Origin of the sequence: Gordonia rhizosphera NBRC 16068, from assembly GCF_000298195.1 — a bacterium.
Classification (GTDB): Bacteria; Actinomycetota; Actinomycetes; order Mycobacteriales; family Mycobacteriaceae; genus Gordonia; species Gordonia rhizosphera.
The window spans coordinates 25,323-43,403 of the sequence record NZ_BAHC01000025.1 but is presented as its reverse complement, the minus strand read 5'-3'; the positions used below and the strand labels follow the sequence as shown (position 1 = coordinate 43,403).

The window sequence follows — 18,081 nt, the reverse complement described above, 5'->3', positions numbered from 1 at the left end:
TGCGCGCGTCGCCGCGGCAATCGAGTCCGGCACCCTGGCCGAATCCGACCTCGACCGCGCCTGCAGCCGGGTGATCGAGCTGGCGCGGCGGGTGCACGCCGAACGCGATGCGCGCGGCGACGACACCCCGGTCGACGTCGCCGCCCACCACGAGCTTGCCTACCACGAGCTCGCTCGCCGCACGGCGGCGGCCGGCACCGTGCTGCTCACCAACGACGGGCTGCTGCCGTTGCCGGTCACCGGCAGGATCGCGCTGATCGGTGCCTTCGCCGACCATCCCCGCTACCAGGGATCGGGTAGCTCCCTCGTCAACCCCACACGCTGTGACACCACCCTCGACGCCCTGCGTGCGCGGGTCGGCGACGCCGCGGAGGTGGTTTACGCCCCCGGCTACGATCCGGTCACCGGCACGACCACCCCGGCCCTGATCGCGCAGGCGCGACAGGCCGCCGCGGACGCGGATGCGGTGATCGCGATGGTCGGGTTGCCCGGCGCGCACGAATCCGAAGGGTTCGATCGCACGACGCTGCGGCTACCCGCCGATCTCGACGGCCTCGTCGAGGTGGTCGTCGCGGCCAACCCGCGCAGCGCGGTCGTGCTCAACAACGGCGGGTCGGTCGAGATCGGCTGGGCCGACAAGCCGGCCGCCCTCGTCGAGGCATACCTGGGCGGCCAGGCGGGGGGATCGGCTCTCGTCGACGTCCTCGTCGGCGACGCCGAGCCCGGCGGACGCCTTGCCGAGAGCTTTCCCGTGACGATGGCCGAACTCCCAGCTCACGAGAACTTCCCCGGCACTCCCACCCAGGTGCAATACCGCGAAACGTTCAACGTCGGCTACCGCTTCTACGACACCCACGACGTCGCCCCGCGCTTCTGCTTCGGACACGGCCTGAGTTACACGACCTTCGAGCACACCGACCTGACCGTCACCGGCGAGAACACCGACCGCACCGTGTCGGTCACCGTGACCAACACCGGCGACCGACCCGGCTCCGACGTTGTGCAGGTCTATGTGCACGATGTCATCTCGATGCTGCCGCGCCCTGATCAAGAGCTCAAGGGCTTCGCAAAGGTTCATCTGGAGCCCGGTGAGTCCCGACGAGCCGAGATCGGTCTTGGACGCCGGGCATTTGCGGTGTTCGACGTCGGCAGTGCAGCGTGGCGGGTCGAGGCCGGGCAGTTCGAGATCAGGGTGGGCACGTCGTCGCGTGACGTCCGCCTGACGGCGACGATCGACATCGAATGCGACGACGCCCTCGCGCCGGTTCCGTCGGCCCGCGGACCGGTGGCGACCGACGCGGAATTCGAGGTGTTGCTGGGCCACCCGATACCCACGGCGCGACCGTTGATGCCGTTTCACGAGGACTCCGCCATCGACGACCTCCGCGAGGTCGTCGTCGGCCGGCTGCTGCGTGCCGTCCTGGTCAAGTCCACGCAGCGCTCTCTCGACCTCGGCGATGATCCGGGGACCCGCGCGATGCTGGACGCGGTGCTGGGTCACATGCCGCTGCGTGCCGTGGTGGCCAACTCGGGCGGAAAGCTGAGCTTCGACGCGCTGGACAAGCTGCTGCGGGTACTCAATCTGATGGGTGGGCGCTCCCGGTGACGAACCGTCCGGGGGACCGTGATCATCGGCCGGACTGCGCCGCTCGCGGTGGGATCGGCGATCGGCCTCAGGATTGAGGCGTGAACGCAGACACAGCTGCCCCGAGAGGCACATCCTGGCTCCTGACACCGACGCTGGAGAAACAATGCTGGGGATTCATGATCGGTTCGACACTGTTCGCGGTCGGGTCCGCCCCTGGCTTCGTCGACTGGGCGGGTGCGTCGGTGGCCAACCTGTGCTTTTTCGTGGGCGCATGGTTCTTCACCGCGGCCGCACTCGTGCAGCTCAGGCTCAGCGGGGAATCCGCCATCACGACGCCTTCGGGTGGTCGGCAATTCCGGCCTGAGTGGCTCTCGGCGGCGAGCCAGTTCATCGGAACCCTGCTGTTCAACGTGAGCACCGCGGCTGCCCTGCACGCCGACACGATCACCGAGGAACGCCGCCGTGTGTGGACTCCGGACGCGGCCGGCTCGGTGGCATTCCTGGTGAGCGGGATCCTTGCGGTGATCGTGTGCGCCCACGCGCTCCGGATCTGGGCACCGCGGAGTCGGGAGTGGTGGGCGACACAGCTCAACCTTCTCGGATGTGTCGCATTCGGCGCCTCCGCAGTCGGTGCCTACGTGACCACCTCCGGTGCGACGGTCAACACCACGGTGGCGGTCGACGGGACCTTCATCGGCGCGATCTGTTTCCTGGTGTCTGCGGCGTTGTCTTTGCCGCACCAACAGCGGCCGACAGTGGCGGCGGGTGCAACCCCGGCCCCTCAGGTGTGACACCCCGACCAACGACATCCCGACCAGCGACACCCCGGCCAGCGACACCCCGACCGGCGACGCCCCGACCCGGAAGGGCGCGTCGTGGCAGCGCCGACATCCGAGGTCGACAATGAATAGATGATCGACCGGCTGGTCGTGGTCGTGGCCGTCGCGGCGCACCTGGCGTTTCTGGGCTATCTCGTCGTGGGCGGGCTGATCGCCCTGCGGTATCCGCGCACGATCTGGCTGCACGTGGTCACCGTCATCTGGGCCGTGGTGATGCTCGCGGGGAAGGTTGAATGCCCGCTGACCTGGTTGGAGCGCTGGGCGCGCGCCGCCGGGGGCATGGCACCACTGCCCGACAGCGGTTTCATCGACAACTACCTCACGGGTGTGATCTACCCGGCCGATGCTCTCGTCGTCGTGCAGATTCTGGTCTTCGCGGTCGTGATCGGGTCGTGGATCGCGCTGGCCGTACGGTGGCAGCGCCACCGTACGGCCGGCGCCGCGCACCGTCGACAGGTCTGAAAAGGTGTCGCCGGGTCGGACCCGACCATGTCATGCTGTGGGCGCCCGGCTCATGCACCCCGGAGGCGATTGTTCTCGACCGGCCCTGGGCCAATAGGATGGTGTCCCGTGACTCCCGCCGACCTCGCCGCGCTGCTTCATGCCGTGACGCTGAACGTTGTCCGTGACCACGGACTCGACAGTTCCCTGGTCCCCGAGACCGTCGTCGTCGAGCGTCCGCGCCATGCCGATCACGGAGATTACGCGACGAACGTCGCCCTGCAGCTCGGGAAGAAGTTGGGCGTCGCTCCGCGCGACCTGGCCGGCTGGCTGGCCGATGCGTTCGCAGCGACCGGCGGCATCGCCAAGGCCGACGTCGCGGGGCCCGGGTTCGTCAACGTGTGGCTCGCCGCGGCTGCGCAGAACTCCGTCGTCGCCACCGTGCTCGGTGCGGCCGCAGAGTACGGCCGCGGCTCGGAGTTCGGCGGACACAAGATCAACCTGGAGTTCGTGTCGGCCAACCCGACCGGGCCCATCCACCTCGGCGGCACCCGCTGGGCGGCCGTCGGCGATGCCCTCGGCCGCGTCCTCGCCGCCCGCGGCGGTGACGTCACCCGCGAGTACTACTTCAACGACCACGGCACCCAGATCGACAGATTCGCCCGCTCGCTGGAGGCGTCGGCGCGGGGTGAGGCCACGCCGGAGGACGGTTACGCCGGCGATTACATCACCGACATCGCCGCGCATGTCGTCGAGCAGGCCCCCGACGTGCTCTCGCAGCCCGACGCGCAGCGTCTGGAGACTATCCGCTCGATCGGCGTCGCCCTGATGTTCGAGCACATCAAGGTCAGCCTGCACGAGTTCGGCACCGATTTCGACGTGTACACCCACGAGGACAGCATGTTCAGCTCGGGTCTCGTCGACGAATGCATCGCGAAGCTCAAGGCGAACGGCAACCTCTACGAGAAGGATGGCGCGTGGTGGCTGCGCTCCACCTCCTTCGGCGACGACAAGGACCGCGTCGTCATCAAGAGCGACGGTGACGCGGCATACATCGCCGGGGACATCGCGTATTACCAGGACAAGCGCAAGCGTGGTTTCGATCTGTGCATCTACATGCTCGGCGCCGACCACCACGGCTACATCAGCCGGCTCAAGGCGGCCGCGGCCGCGCTGGGCGACGATCCGGGCACCGTCGAGGTGCTCATCGGGCAGATGGTGAACCTGGTGCGCGAGGGTAAGCCGGTCCGGATGAGCAAGCGCGCCGGGACGGTGATCACCCTCGACGACCTCGTCGACGCGGTGGGCGTCGACGCCGCACGCTACGCACTGATCCGGTCGTCGGTGGATGTGAACATCGACATCGACCTCGACCTGCTGCGCAGGCAGTCCAACGACAACCCGGTCTATTACGTGCAGTACGCCCACGCTCGCCTGTCGGCGCTGGGGCGCAACGCCGCCGAACTGGGGCTCGAATATGCGACCGACCACCTCGACCTGCTCGACGATCCGGCCGAGGGTGAGCTGATCCGCACCATCGGCGATTTCGACGAGGTGGTGACCACCGCCGCCGAACTGCGTGAGCCACACCGCGTCTGCCGTTACCTCGAGTCGCTGGCGGGTGCCTATCACCGGTTCTATGCGCGCTGTCGGGTGCTCCCGCAGGGCGACGAGCCGGCATCCGACATCCACGCCGCCCGGCTTGCGCTCTGCGAGGCGACCCGGCAGGTGCTGGCCAACGGTCTCGATCTGGTCGGCGTGAGCGCACCGGAGCGGATGTGAACGCGCACCCGGCCGGACCCCGGCACGCCGAACTGCTCGCCGCCCCGCACCTCGCCGAGCGGCCGAACGATCCCGCGCTGCTCGCACAGATCCCCGCCGAGGTGTGGCCGCGCAACGCGCGCCGGGACGCCTCCGGCGAGGTGAGTATCGCGGGCGTACCGGTCTCCGAGCTGGCCGAGCGCTACGGCACCCCGTTCTTCGTCGTCGACGAGGCGGACTTCCGCTCACGGTGCGCGGACATGATGGCGGCGTTCGGCCCCTACGGCCGAGTGCACTACGCGGGCAAGGCATTCCTGTCCACCGAAATCGCGCGCTGGGTGGCCGGGGAAGGACTCTTCCTCGACGTCTGTACCGGCGGCGAGTTGGCGATCGCCCTGCACGCGGGCTTTCCACCGGAGCGGATCGCGTTTCACGGCAACAACAAGAGTGTCGACGAACTCGCCATGGCCCTCGACGCCGGCGTCGGCCACACCGTCCTCGACTCGATGGTCGAGATCGAGCGACTCGACGCCCTCGCTGGTGAGCGCGGCATCGTCGCCGACGTGCTCGTGCGGGTGACCGTAGGCGTGGAGGCCCACACCCACGAGTTCATCGCGACCGCGCACGAAGATCAGAAGTTCGGGTTCGCCCTCGCCGGGGGCGTGGCGATGGATGCCGTGCGCCGTGTGTTCGAGACCGACAACCTGCGTCTCGTCGGCCTGCACAGCCACATCGGCTCGCAGATCTTCGACATGGATGGATTCGAACTGGCCGCCCACCGCGTACTTGGTCTGCTCAAGGAGATTGTCGCCGAGTTCGGGGTGGATAAGACATCCCAGCTTCACATCGTGGATCTCGGTGGGGGACTGGGTATTTCGTACCTCCCCGACGACGACCCGCTGCCTGTCGACAAGGTCGCCGAGGCACTCGCCGCCATCGTCGCGCGCGAGTCCGCGGCGGTCGGGCTGCCGATGCCCGAGATCGCCGTCGAACCGGGCCGTGCGATCGCCGGCCCGGGTACCGTCACCGTCTACCGGGTCGGCACCGTCAAGGACGTCACGGTCGGTAAGAACCTGACCCGGCGATATGTCTCCGTCGACGGCGGGATGAGCGACAACATCCGTACCGTCCTGTATCAGGCCGAGTACGACATACGTCTGGTCTCGCGCGTGTCCGACGCACCCGCCGCGGTCTGCCGGGTCGTCGGAAAGCACTGCGAGAGCGGCGATATCGTGATCAAGGACTGCTGGCTGCCCTCGGACCTGGCACCTGGCGACCTGGTTGCGGTGGCTGCCACCGGCGCCTACTGCTATTCGATGTCGAGCCGCTACAACATGGTGTTGCGGCCCCCGGTCGTCGCCGTCAAGGACTCGACGTCGAGACTGCTACTACGTCGCGAGACGATCGACGACTTCCTGAGCCTGGAGGTGACCCAATGACAGCGAGCGGGGCGAACGGATCCCGGACAATCGGCGTGGCAGTCCTCGGCATGGGCAACGTCGGCGCCGAGGTCGTGCGCATCATCGGCGAGAACGCCGATGACCTGAAATCCCGCGTCGGCGCGCCCGTCGCGCTGCGCGGTGTGGCCGTGCGCGACCTGTCGCGGCCGCGCAAGGTGTCGCAGGACCTGCTCACCGACGACCCGGCCGCCCTCGTCGCGCGCGACGACGTCGACATCGTCGTCGAGCTCATGGGTGGCATCGATCCCGCGCGTGAGCTGATCCGTACCGCCCTGCAGAACGGGAAGTCGGTGGTCACCGCGAACAAGGCGTTGCTGGCCGAGTACACCGGCGAACTCGCCACCGCGGCCGCGGACGCCAAGGTCGACCTCTACTTCGAGGCCGCGGTGGCCGGCGCCATCCCGGTGGTCCGTCCACTGATGCAGTCGCTGGCCGGCGACACCGTCGACCGGGTCGCGGGGATCGTCAACGGCACGACCAACTTCATCCTGTCGGAGATGGCCCAGACCGGCGCCGACTACGCCGCCACGCTCGCCGAGGCGGGGCGCCTGGGCTATGCCGAGGCCGATCCGACCGCCGACGTCGAAGGCTATGACGCCGCCGCGAAGGCGGCGATCCTCGCGTCGATCGCCTTCCACACCCGGGTGACGGCCGCCGACGTCTACCGGCAGGGGATCTCCTCGGTGACCGCCGACGACCTCGTCGCGGCCAAGAAATTCGACTGCACGGTGAAGCTGCTGTCGATCTGCGAACGGGTGCGCGGCGCGGACGGTTCCGAGCGCGTGTCCGCCCGGGTCTACCCGGCACTCATCCCGCTGAGTCATCCGCTCGCCGCGGTCAACGGCGCGTTCAACGCGGTGGTGGTCGAGGCCGAGAACGCCGGCCGGCTGATGTTCTACGGGCAGGGCGCCGGTGGTGCCCCCACGGCGTCGGCGGTGTTGGGTGACATGGTGATGGCGGCGCGCAACAAGGTGCACGGCGGCCGCGGACCTCTCGAGTCGACGTACGCGTCGCTGCCGATCGCGTCGATCGACGACGTCCCGACGCGGTACTACATCTCGATGAAGGTCGCCGACAAGGCCGGTGTGCTGGCCCAGGTGGCCGGCGAGTTCTCCAAGCGGTCGGTGAGCATCGCCGCCGTTCGCCAGGAAGGTGCGGGCGAAGACGCGCGCCTGATCGTGGTGACCCACCGCGCCCCGGACCGGGCGCAATCGGAATGTGTTGCGGCACTTGAAGACCTGGAGTCGGTTATCAAGGTGTCCAGTGTTCTGCGATTGGAAGGAACCGATGACTGACGTCACCCCGGTGCACCGACGTTGGCCCGGCCTCATCGAGGCCTACCGGGATCGCCTCCCGGTCGCCGACGACTGGCAAGTGGTCACCCTGCTCGAAGGGGGCACCCCGCTGATCTCGGCCCCGCATCTGTCCGAGATCACCGGCTGCGAGGTCTACCTCAAGGTCGAGGGCCTCAATCCCACCGGCTCGTTCAAGGACCGGGGCATGACGATGGCGGTCAGCACCGCGGTCAACAACGGCAAGACCGCCGTGTTGTGCGCGTCGACCGGCAACACGTCCGCCTCGGCGGCGGCATACGCCACCCGTGCCGGGATAACCTGCGCGGTCCTTATCCCCGAGGGCAAGATCGCGATGGGCAAACTGGCACAGGCGGTCATGCACGGAGCCAAGATCATCCAGGTCCAAGGCAACTTCGACGACTGCCTCGAGCTCGCTCGCAAGGCGACCGCGGAGTTCACCGAGATCGAGTTGGTGAACTCGGTGAATCCCTCGCGCATCGAGGGGCAGAAGACCGCGGCCTTCGAGATCGTCGACGTGCTCGGCCGGGCTCCCGACGTCCACGCGCTCCCGGTCGGCAACGCGGGCAACATCACCGCCTACTGGAAGGGCTATACCGAGTATCACCGCGACGGCATCAGCAGGTCCCTGCCGCGGATGCTGGGTGTGCAGGCCGCCGGTGCCGCACCCCTGGTCACCGGGGCGCCGGTGAAGAACCCGGAGACGATCGCGACGGCCATCCGCATCGGTTCGCCGGCCAGCTGGAATCAGGCCGTCGCCGCGAAGGAAGAGTCGGGCGGACAGTTCCGCGCCGCCACCGACGAGAAGCTGCTCGAGGCCTACCACCTCGTCGCCGGCCGCGAGGGTGTGTTCGTGGAACCGGCGTCGGCGGCCAGCGTCGCCGGTCTGCTCGCCGCCCGCGCCGACAATTGGATCGAGGCCGGCTCCACCGTCGTATGCACGGTGACCGGCAACGGCCTCAAGGACCCCGACACGGCGCTGGCCGGTATGCCGGAGGTTGAGGCGATCCCGGTTGATCCGATCGCGGTCGCAGATGCTCTCGGCGTCCGCTGAGACGGCCGGTGTGAGCACGGTGATGACAGAGCAGACGTTCCGCGACATCGAACCTGGACTCGTTCTGCCCGTCGGGCTCTCGGCACGTGTACGGGTTCCGGCGTCGAGCGCGAATCTGGGTCCGGGGTTCGACTGTCTCGGCATCGCACTCGGCATCTACGACGAGCTGATCGTCGAGACCACGGCCGGCGGGGTCGAGGTCGAGGTCACCGGGGAGGGTGCCGAGGACGTGCCGCGCGACGAGACCCACCTGGTGGCCCGCGCGATCGTCCGCGGACTGGCGACCGCCGGCGCTGCCGCCCCCGGACTGAAACTGCGGTGCATCAACGCGATTCCGCATTCACGCGGTCTCGGGTCGTCGGCGGCGGCGGCCGTCTCGGGGCTGGCCGCGGCGTCCGGATTGCTCGTCGAGGCGGGTGTGCGTGGTCCGTTCGACGATGCCGAACTGGTTCAGCTGTCCTCGGAGTTCGAAGGTCACCCGGACAACGCCGCCGCCAGCGTGCTCGGCTCGGCGGTCGTCACGTGGACCGAGTCGGGTGCGGTCAACGGCGGCGACCGTGACACTGCGGATCGGTACTCGGCCCGCCGGTTGGTGGTGCATCCCGACATCACCGCCACGGTGTTCGTGCCGGACACGGAGTCGTCGACCTCGTTCACCCGCGGCCTGTTGCCCGACGAGGTGCCCCGCAGCGACGCCGTCTTCAACGTCAGTCGTGCCGCGCTCGCGGTCGTCGCACTGACCGCTGACCCGGCCGCCCTGTGCGCGGCCACCGAGGACCGTCTGCACCAGGATTACCGCGCGGAGGCGATGGTGCCGACTCTCGAACTCGTCCGCGCCCTTCGAGCGCGCGGCTACGCGGCGACGGTCTCGGGTGCGGGACCGACCGTGCTGGTACTGGGGGCGGGTCAGGTCTCCGCCGAGGCGCGGGAGCTGGCCGTCGGTCTCGGTTTCGTGCCGGCCACTGCAGCCATCGCCGGCGGGGTCGAGGTCACCCACGGTCGCGTCTGACGCGTGGGTCCGGGGTGCCCCGGAACAAATTACGACACGCCGGGGTTGACTTTGGTGTGTTTGCCCGTCCTGTACAAGCGGGTTAGCATATACTGGTCTAGCCGCACAGGCATGTCTTGTCGTGCTCCTCGCCGATCATCGATCATTCCTCCGGTTCGAACCGGGCGAGCGATCAGCTCACCGATGTCGAGCGCGCGTCAGTGGACACACCGCAGCGGACCACATTTCTCCTGACCGTCCCCAGAGGAGATTCCCCAGCGGACACTCCGACGAGGACGAAGCCCGCCTGAAGTGAGGCGGGGTGAAAAAGACCCCAACGCAGTTCTGGTCTGCGGGGGAACGAAAGGATATCCGTGACGGATACGGACCTGATCAGCGCACCAGCACCAACGTCGAGCAACGAGACCGCGGACGCCGACGCGTCGTCGGCGGTCAGTTCGCGGTCGGGTGGGGGCACCCGAGCCCGTTCCGGACTCTCCGGGATGGTGCTCACGGAACTGCGTGCACTCGCGGGTGAACTCGGTATCAAAGGCATCTCCGGTATGCGCAAGGGCGATCTCATTGCCGCCATCCAGGAACGCCAGGGCGGGGGCGCGTCGTCGGGCAAAGAGGCTGGAGATCAGCAGATGACCTTGGCCGACGCAGGTGAAGCGGCCGGCACCCGAACCGCCAACGGTGCGCGGGCCCAGCGTGGCGCCGGCAAGGCCGAGACCGCGCCGGACACCGGCGCCGGCCGCCCCGCCGCAGAGGGCGACGTGGCACCTACCCGGGGGCGGCGCCGCGCGCGTGCCGAGTCGGCAGAGGCTCCGACGGCACCGGCCGCCGCAGGCGACGGTTCGGCGGCCACTGCACCCGAGAAGGCGGCCCCGCAGGCCGAGCCCGCCGAGGGCGGTGACCAGCGCGGCCGCAACCGCAACCGAAACCAGACCCGCGAGGGACAGACTCGCGAGGGCGGCACCCGCGAGGGTGGCCAGGCCGATCAGGGTCAGGGCGGTCAGAACCAGGGCGGTCAGAACAACCGCGATGACGACGGTGAAGGCGGCAGGGGACGACGTGGGCGCCGGTTCCGGGAACGCCGCCGCGGACGTGACCGTGAGTCGTCGGGTACGGGTGAGCCGCAGGTGTCCGACGATGACGTGCTGCAGCCGGTCGCCGGAATCCTCGACGTCCTCGACAACTACGCCTTCGTGCGCACCTCCGGCTATCTCGCCGGCCCGAACGACGTCTACGTGTCGATGAACATGGTCCGCAAGAACGGGCTCCGCCGCGGCGATGCGATCACCGGTGCGGTCAAAGTGCCGCGCGAGGGGGAGCAGCCCAATCAGCGGCAGAAGTTCAACCCGCTGGTGCGGCTCGACTCGGTCAACGGCACCGACATCGACACCGCGCGCAAGCGTCCGGAGTTCGGCAAGCTGACTCCGCTCTACCCCAATCAGCGGCTGCGTCTGGAGACGACGCCGGAACGCCTCGATACCCGCGTGATCGATCTGATCATGCCGATCGGCAAGGGTCAGCGTGCCCTGATCGTCTCGCCGCCGAAGGCCGGTAAGACGACCATCCTGCAGGACATCGCCAACGCCATCACCATCAACAACCCGGAATGCCACCTCATGGTCGTGCTCGTCGACGAGCGCCCCGAGGAGGTGACCGATATGCAGCGTTCGGTCAAGGGGGAGGTCATCGCGTCGACCTTCGATCGTCCGCCGTCAGACCACACCTCGGTGGCCGAACTCGCCATCGAGCGGGCCAAGCGCCTTGTGGAGAACGGCAAGGACGTCGTCGTGCTCCTCGACTCGATCACCCGACTGGGTCGCGCGTACAACAACGCGTCGCCCGCATCAGGCCGGATCCTTTCCGGTGGTGTCGATTCCACGGCCCTCTACCCACCGAAGCGGTTCCTCGGCGCGGCCCGCAACATCGAGCACGGCGGTTCGCTGACGATCATCGCGACCGCGATGGTGGAGACCGGTTCGACCGGTGACACGGTCATCTTCGAGGAGTTCAAGGGCACCGGCAACGCCGAGCTCAAGCTCGACCGCAAGATCGCCGAGCGGCGCGTGTTCCCGGCGGTGGACGTCAATCCGTCGGGCACCCGCAAGGACGAGCTGTTGCTCTCCCCGGAGGAGTTCTCGATCGTCCACAAGCTGCGGCGGGTCCTGTCCGGCCTCGATTCTCAGCAGGCGATCGACCTGTTGATCAGCCAGCTCAAGAAGACCAAGACGAACATCGAGTTCCTGATGCAGGTTCAGAAGACCGCGCCGGGCGCCATGAACGACGACTGACCTCCATTCGGCCGGGTAGAGCCCTGGCCCGAGTCCAACGGAAACGGGCCCCGCGACAAGCACTGTCGCGGGGCCCGTTTTCAGGTTTGTGCCCCCTTATTTTGTGTCCAGAGGATCCTGTTCACAGGATCACCAGGACCTGGGCTGCGAGGATCTTCGCGACCATCGCGGCCGGGTAGACCAGTGCGTACCCCAGTGCAATGCGTGGATCCTGCCCACTACGGGCATTGGCGAACGCGAGATGTGCCGGATTCGTCTGGGTACCGGCGAGGACCCCGGCGAGCCGTATCCGGCCCACCCGCAACACCCATCGCGACAGCGCGTACATACCGAGCGCGAGGACCGCGGCCGTCACCATCGCGGTCACGATCATGTCGACGATCGTGCCCCCGGTGAGTGCGTCGAGGATCACCGATCCGGCCCGGTTACCGGCGTAGGCGAGAAACAGCAGCAGACCGATCTCGGAGACCACCTGGGCGGCGGTCAGCGGCATGGTGGTCACCACCCGCCCCACCCGACCGACACGGCCCAGGATCAAACCGGCGATGAGAGTGCCGGCGGCCGCTCCGATCGACAGCGTTCCCAGACCGGGTACCGGGATCTGCACGATCCCGAGCGCGAGTCCGGCCGCCGCGCCGAATCCCAGTGCGGCGCCGTTGAGGTCGGTCAACCCGCGCGACGAGTCGCCCAGAGCCCTGGCGATCGACGCGAGTTGCCCTGGCGGGGCCACCACGCGCACGCGATCGCCGAGCGTGACCACGGTGTCCGATGTCGCCACCATGTCGACGTCACCGCGGCGTACCCGGGTGACGTGTCCGTCGAACCGGTCGAGTTCGAGGTCGCGCACGCGCAGTCCGGCCAGCCGCGGGTGCGAGATCGTGATGCGGCGGAAATCCAGCGTGCTGCGATCGGCGGTCAGGTCGCGGTCTGCGTGGGTGCCGATCTCGGCGACCAGTTCCTCGACATCGTCGGCGGGACCGACCACGGTGACCAGATCGCCGGTGTGCAGGGTGTCGTCGTCGTGCACGTGGTCGGGCGGGGCCGCGGGTTGGCGGGCGACACGCGAGAACGTCACTCGGTCGCCGTGGCGCGAGCGGAGCTCGCTGGCGGTGACGTCGGGACACTCGACACGCACGGTCACGTCGATGACGTCGGCCGGAGTGTCCGGGTCGGCATTGCCGTGGCGAAAGGCGACCGCGATCACCGCCAGCATGATCAGGACTCCGAAGACGTAGGCGGTGGCGTAGCCCACGGTGGCTTCCGCCGACCCACCGGCGGCGGCGAGCGCCGGGGTGTTGGTGACCGCACCGGCGAAGGTGCCGGCGATCGCGTCGGCCGACAACCCGAATCCACCACCGACGAGCTGGGTGACCAGCGCGGCCAGGCAGATCAGTGCCGTCACGCCCAGGACGAGTTGCCACGCATAACGCAGGGCCGCGAAGAAACCCGGGCCGGCCATCAGACCCGTCGTGAAGGCGAAGAGCACGAGACCGAGGTCACCGACGATCTGCGGGATCTCGATTTCCACGTCGAGTGCGCTCGCCCACGCGGTCACGATCATCGTCGCGAACAGGACCGCGGCCGGACCCAGGCGGATTCCGCGGATACCGACCCGGCCGGCGGCGACGCCGACACCGATCATCAGCGTGAGGAAGAGCAGGGGCTGCTCGGCCAGGAGGGACATGCCTCGAATTATCCGACCGCCGCGCAGGTCTCGCAGGTCAGCCCGCCGCCCGCGGGCTATGCCCTCTGCGAATCAGTAGACGTCGCGGACGTAGCGCTTGTCGCGCTTGAGCCCGTCGACGTACTCCCGCGCCGCGTCGATGGTCATCGCGCCGTGCTCGGCGATGATCTCGACGAGGGCGGCGTCCACGTCGGGCGCCATCCGATTCGCGTCGCCGCACACGTAGACGTGGGCGCCGTCGCGTAGCCAGGCGAACAGGTCTGCGCCGCGTTCGCGCATCCGATCCTGCACGTAGACCTTGTGATCTTGGTCACGGGAGAACGCCAGGTCCACGCGATGCAGGACGCCCTCGATGCCGAAGCGTTCGATCTCGTCGGCGTAGAGGAAGTCGTGGTCGGAGTGTCGGTCCCCGAAGAACAGCCAGTTCTCGCCGCCGGCATTCGTGGCCGCGCGTTCGTGCAGGAAGGCGCGGAAGGGGGCGACGCCGGTGCCTGGACCGATCATGACGACGTTCGTGTCGTCGGCGGGCAGGCGGAAGGAGTTCTTCGGGGTGACGAACACGTCGACCAGGCTGCCTTCCGGACACCGATCGGCGAGGTAGGTGGAGCAGACGCCGCCGCGATCCCGATCGCCGGAGCGATATCGAACGGTCGCCATGGTGATGTGCGCGGTGCCCGGGTGGGCCAGCGGGCTCGACGAGATCGAGTACTCGCGATGCTGCAGCGGGTTCAGCTCACCGAGCAGTTCCTCGGGGGTGATGGCCAGCGACGGATCGATGTCGAGGAGATCGAGGACGTCACGACCACGCAGCCAGGACTCGATCGCCTCGCGGTCGTCTTCGGCGACGAGACGGACGAGATCAGGGTCGCCGGTGCGCGCGGCGATGTACTCGACGAGGTAGCGCGACGGGGTGGAGATCTCATACTGCCGCGTGAGAGCCTCGCGGAGGGTGCGCTGCGAGCGCCGATCGGTGATCGGTGTCTCGGGATCGACCCGGAGGCGCGCGATGATCCGGTCGACGAGGTCGGCGTCGTTCACCGGCGCGATGGCGATGCCGTCACCGGGCTGGTACTCGATTCCACTGTCGCCCAGCGAGACCACCAGGTGGCGGACCTCCTTGTCCGAGGCAGGGCCGGACAGCACGACGTTGCTGACGATCGTCGCGGGGTAGGGATTCTTGCGGGTCCACTTCGACCGCGCCCGCCGTGCGGTCCGTGACGGTGACGTCGCGTGGGAGCGCGCCGGCAGGATATCGGGGGCCGGTTCGTGCAGGGTCTCAGGGGTCTGTGACACGTGCTGCGTTTTCCTTCTCGGTCTCGCGCTGCCGGCCGGCGCCGCGGGGCGGACGGGGTCGGTCGGCAGCGATGGGGTCGGACATGTGGCGGCGCCGCGACGACGATGACGGGGAGCCGAGGAGGCAAGGCCGAGGCTTGCCGAGCCGTGCCAGTGTAGGGCACCGCGCACCCGGGAATGAAACCGACGTGTGCGCCGTTGAGTCGCTTGGATCGCTCCCTCGTGGGGTTCGACCGAAGGCGCCGGTATCGGCGATTTCGGTGCTGAACGGCCCTCGTGGCATACTGAGCGGTCGAGTCCGGTTCCGGTTCACACCGTCGATCCCCGACGGTGACCCGGCGACCATAGAAAGGGACACCAGATATGAAGCAGGGCATTCACCCCGAGTACGCGGCGACCACCGTCGTCTGCGGCTGCGGCAACACCTTCGAGACCCGTAGCACAGCGGAGAACGGACGTATCAACGTCGAGGTCTGCTCGCAGTGCCATCCGTTCTACACCGGCAAGCAGAAGATCCTCGACACCGGCGGCCGGGTCGCGCGGTTCGAGAAGCGCTACGGCAAGCGCACCAAGTAGCTCGATCGACGACGCCCACCGGCGCGCCACGTTGCGCCCGGTCGGCGTCGTTTTTCGTCTCCGCAGTCCTGCGGGGCCGGGTCGTCTCGAGAGGTCAGCATCACATGAGTACCCAGAGTCCGTCGGCAATCGACGACATCCTCGCCGAGCATGCCGGCCTCGAGTCGCAGCTCTCAGACCCATCCCTGCACAACGATCCCACCGCCGCGCGTCGTGTCGGAAAGCGGTTCGCCGAGTTGGCGCCCATCATGGCGACATATCGTCGCCTCGTGACCGCCCGCGACGACCTCGCCGCGGCGCAGGAACTCGCCGCCGACGATCCGGCATTCGCCGAGGAGATCCCGGCATTGCAGGCCACGGTCGCCGAACTCGACGCCACCCTGACCGATCTGCTCGCCCCGCGTGACCCGCACGACGGCGACGACGTCGTTCTGGAGATCAAGTCCGGGGCCGGTGGCGAGGAGTCGGCGCTGTTCGCCTCCGACCTCGCCCGCATGTACTTGAAGTACTGTGAGCGCCGCGGCTACAAGGCCCAGATCCTCGGCGTGACCGAATCCGACCTCGGCGGCTACAAAGAGGCGACGCTGTCGATCAAGTCCAAGGAGCAGGTCCGCGACGGGGTCTGGTCCCGGCTGAAGTTCGAGGGCGGGGTGCACCGGGTGCAGCGGGTGCCGGTCACCGAGTCCCAGGGCCGCATCCACACCTCGGCGGCGGGTGTGTTGATCTACCCGGAACCCGAGGAGATCGAGCAGGTCGAGATCGACGAGTCGGATCTGCGGATCGACGTCTACCGGTCCTCCGGCAAGGGAGGGCAGGGCGTGAACACGACCGATTCGGCTGTGCGCATCACCCACCTGCCCACGGGCATCGTCGTCACCTGCCAGAACGAGCGCTCGCAGCTGCAGAACAAGGCCCGGGCGATGCAGGTGCTCGCCGCGCGGCTGCAGTCCGCCGCGGAGGAAGAGGCCGAGGCGGTTGCCGCCGAGGGACGGGCGGCACAGATCCGCACCGTCGACCGCTCCGAACGGATCCGCACGTACAACTTCCCGGAGAACCGCATCACCGATCACCGCATCGGCTACAAGGCGAACAACCTCGACTCGGTCCTCGCCGGCGACATGGACGCGCTGCTCGATGCCCTGGTGGCCGCCGACCGTCAGGCGCGACTCGAGTCATGACCCCCCGACCGGCGACGACGGGCCCGGTGTCGCAGCCGGAGGCCTCCGATTCGTACCCCCGTGTGATCGACGAGTTGCGCTGGGCGCAAACGGTATTGAGTGTCGCCGGGGTCGAATCTCCCCGCGCCGACGCCGAATGGCTGCTCGCGTCGGTTCTCGGTGTGGAGCGAGGGCGGTTGGCGGTGATCGACACCGTCGACACCGATGTGCGCGACCGCTTTCGAGGGGCGATCGAACGTCGGTCTCGGCGAATCCCGTTGCAGCACATCATCGGGACCGCCCACTTCGGGCCTGCCGAACTCACGGTGGGACCGGGCGTGTTCATCCCGCGGCCGGAGACCGAGTTCCTCCTCGAATGGGCGGCGGCGCAGTCCTCGTCGTTGCACCGGCCCGCCGTCGTCGACTTGTGCAGCGGGAGTGGGGCTCTCGCGATCGCGGTGGCCCTGATGGTGCCGACGGCACGGGTGCACGCCGTCGAGAAATCGCCCGCCGCCCTGGAATGGTTGCGGCGCAACGTCTCCCGAGCGGGAGCCGAGGTGGCCTCGCGGATCACCGTGCATGCCGGTGACGTGACCGACCTCGAACAGATGCGCGCGCTGCTGCCCGTCGGTGCTGTCGACGTCGTCGTGGCCAACCCGCCGTACGTGCCGTCGGCCGCCGACGTCGCACCCGAGGTCTACCACGATCCGTCCGACGCCGTGTTCGGTGGCGCCGACGGGATGACCGTGATCGGACCCATGCTCGCCGTGATCGCCGAACTCCTCCGCCCGGGTGGCGTGATGGGCCTCGAACACGACGACTCGACCGCGGCCCAGGTGATGGCCGCGGTGGACTCGACCGACCGATTCGGTGACGTGCGGGCCCACACGGATCTGACCGGTCGCCCCCGGTTCGTCACCGCGCGGCGCGTGGCGGGCGCCGACGACGCGCATGGCAGGATGGCCGGGTGAGCACGGTATTCGACTGTGGTGATCCCGATACCCGCACGGCGGGCATCCGCGCGGCCGTGGGGGCGGCCAAGGCCGGTCGGCTGGTGGTGATGCCGACGGACACCCTCTACGGCATCGGATGCGATGCGTTCGACGGCGACGCGGTCGCGGCACTGCTGGCCGCCAAGGGTCGCGGACGGGACATGCCCGTCCCGGTCCTCGTCGGCTCCTGGCACACGATCGACGGGCTCGTGTTGTCGGTGTCCACGGCCGCGCGTGATCTCGTCGAGGCGTTCTGGCCGGGCGGTCTGAGCCTGGTGGTACCGCAGGCGCCGTCGCTGGCCTGGGATCTCGGCGACACCGACGGCACCGTCATGCTGCGGATGCCGCTGCACCCGGTGGCGATCGAGTTGCTGCGCGAGGTCGGACCGATGGCCGTGTCGAGCGCGAACGTCTCCGGCCGAGCACCGGCGACCACCGTCGATGAAGCCTGCGAGCAGCTCGGCGAGTCGGTCTCGGTCTATCTCGACGGGGGACCGGCGGCGGCCGCGCAGGCCTCCACGATCGTCGACCTCAGCGGTCCGACGCCGCGCATCCTGCGAGAAGGGGCCGTGCCGGTCGCCGACATCGCGGAGGTCCTCGACCTCGACGTCGACGCGCTGACCGGCCCCTGA

The 18,081-nt window shown here is 68.6% G+C and carries 15 protein-coding genes; 13 read left to right on the top strand and 2 right to left on the bottom strand.

The window, feature by feature from the left end; genetic code table 11:
* The 9 genes from GORHZ_RS02150 to rho all read left to right on the top strand — a co-directional run.
* Positions 1 to 1,606, top strand: a 1,606-nt coding sequence (locus GORHZ_RS02150) for a glycoside hydrolase family 3 C-terminal domain-containing protein (RefSeq protein ID WP_006329923.1), incomplete at its 5' end; no start/stop codon positions are given.
* Positions 1,607 to 1,686: 80 nt separating this feature from the next.
* Positions 1,687 to 2,379, top strand: a complete 693-nt coding sequence (locus tag GORHZ_RS02145) for a hypothetical protein (RefSeq protein WP_006329922.1) — start codon at positions 1,687 to 1,689, stop codon at positions 2,377 to 2,379.
* A 120-nt stretch (positions 2,380 to 2,499) separates the two neighbouring features.
* The gene (locus tag GORHZ_RS02140) at positions 2,500 to 2,889 is read left to right on the top strand and encodes a DUF2784 domain-containing protein (RefSeq protein ID WP_006329921.1); all 390 of its coding nucleotides are present in this window, start codon (positions 2,500 to 2,502) and stop codon (positions 2,887 to 2,889) included.
* Positions 2,890 to 2,997: 108 nt separating this feature from the next.
* Complete coding sequence (argS, locus tag GORHZ_RS02135; RefSeq protein ID WP_006329920.1) at positions 2,998 to 4,650, top strand: arginine--tRNA ligase; 1,653 nt, start codon at positions 2,998 to 3,000, stop codon at positions 4,648 to 4,650.
* Positions 4,647 to 6,068, top strand: coding sequence for a diaminopimelate decarboxylase (lysA, locus tag GORHZ_RS02130; protein ID WP_006329919.1), 1,422 nt, complete (start codon positions 4,647 to 4,649; stop codon positions 6,066 to 6,068). Before argS ends, lysA begins: the two co-directional genes overlap by 4 nt.
* Positions 6,065 to 7,384, top strand: a complete 1,320-nt coding sequence (locus GORHZ_RS02125) for a homoserine dehydrogenase (protein WP_006329918.1) — start codon at positions 6,065 to 6,067, stop codon at positions 7,382 to 7,384. Before lysA ends, GORHZ_RS02125 begins: the two co-directional genes overlap by 4 nt.
* Entirely contained in the window at positions 7,377 to 8,456 is a 1,080-nt protein-coding gene (thrC, locus tag GORHZ_RS02120; RefSeq protein WP_006329917.1) for a threonine synthase, read from the top strand. The genes GORHZ_RS02125 and thrC overlap by 8 nt, the downstream gene beginning before the upstream one ends.
* A gap of 22 nt (positions 8,457 to 8,478) precedes the next feature.
* Positions 8,479 to 9,465: a homoserine kinase gene (thrB, locus tag GORHZ_RS02115; protein ID WP_245551321.1), complete on the top strand. Its 987-nt coding sequence runs from the start codon at positions 8,479 to 8,481 to the stop codon at positions 9,463 to 9,465.
* A gap of 353 nt (positions 9,466 to 9,818) precedes the next feature.
* The gene (gene rho, locus GORHZ_RS02110; RefSeq protein WP_006329913.1) at positions 9,819 to 11,747 is read left to right on the top strand and encodes a transcription termination factor Rho; all 1,929 of its coding nucleotides are present in this window, start codon (positions 9,819 to 9,821) and stop codon (positions 11,745 to 11,747) included.
* Positions 11,748 to 11,868: 121 nt separating this feature from the next.
* On the opposite strand, the gene GORHZ_RS02105 is transcribed toward rho, so the two are convergent.
* Complete coding sequence (locus GORHZ_RS02105) at positions 11,869 to 13,431, bottom strand: aspartate:alanine exchanger family transporter (protein WP_006329912.1); 1,563 nt, start codon at positions 13,429 to 13,431, stop codon at positions 11,869 to 11,871.
* A 72-nt stretch (positions 13,432 to 13,503) separates the two neighbouring features.
* Positions 13,504 to 14,724: a sulfite reductase subunit alpha gene (locus GORHZ_RS02100; RefSeq protein WP_006329911.1), complete on the bottom strand. Its 1,221-nt coding sequence runs from the start codon at positions 14,722 to 14,724 to the stop codon at positions 13,504 to 13,506.
* Between the two features lie 363 nt (positions 14,725 to 15,087).
* Between GORHZ_RS02100 and rpmE the strand changes: the two genes are divergently transcribed.
* From rpmE to GORHZ_RS02080, 4 genes are all read left to right on the top strand, one after another.
* The gene (gene rpmE / locus GORHZ_RS02095) at positions 15,088 to 15,300 is read left to right on the top strand and encodes a 50S ribosomal protein L31 (protein WP_006329910.1); all 213 of its coding nucleotides are present in this window, start codon (positions 15,088 to 15,090) and stop codon (positions 15,298 to 15,300) included.
* A gap of 104 nt (positions 15,301 to 15,404) precedes the next feature.
* The gene (gene prfA / locus GORHZ_RS02090) at positions 15,405 to 16,478 is read left to right on the top strand and encodes a peptide chain release factor 1 (RefSeq protein WP_006329909.1); all 1,074 of its coding nucleotides are present in this window, start codon (positions 15,405 to 15,407) and stop codon (positions 16,476 to 16,478) included.
* The gene (prmC, locus tag GORHZ_RS02085) at positions 16,475 to 17,428 is read left to right on the top strand and encodes a peptide chain release factor N(5)-glutamine methyltransferase (RefSeq protein WP_006329908.1); all 954 of its coding nucleotides are present in this window, start codon (positions 16,475 to 16,477) and stop codon (positions 17,426 to 17,428) included. The genes prfA and prmC overlap by 4 nt, the downstream gene beginning before the upstream one ends.
* Complete coding sequence (locus GORHZ_RS02080; protein ID WP_006329907.1) at positions 17,425 to 18,081, top strand: L-threonylcarbamoyladenylate synthase; 657 nt, start codon at positions 17,425 to 17,427, stop codon at positions 18,079 to 18,081. Before prmC ends, GORHZ_RS02080 begins: the two co-directional genes overlap by 4 nt.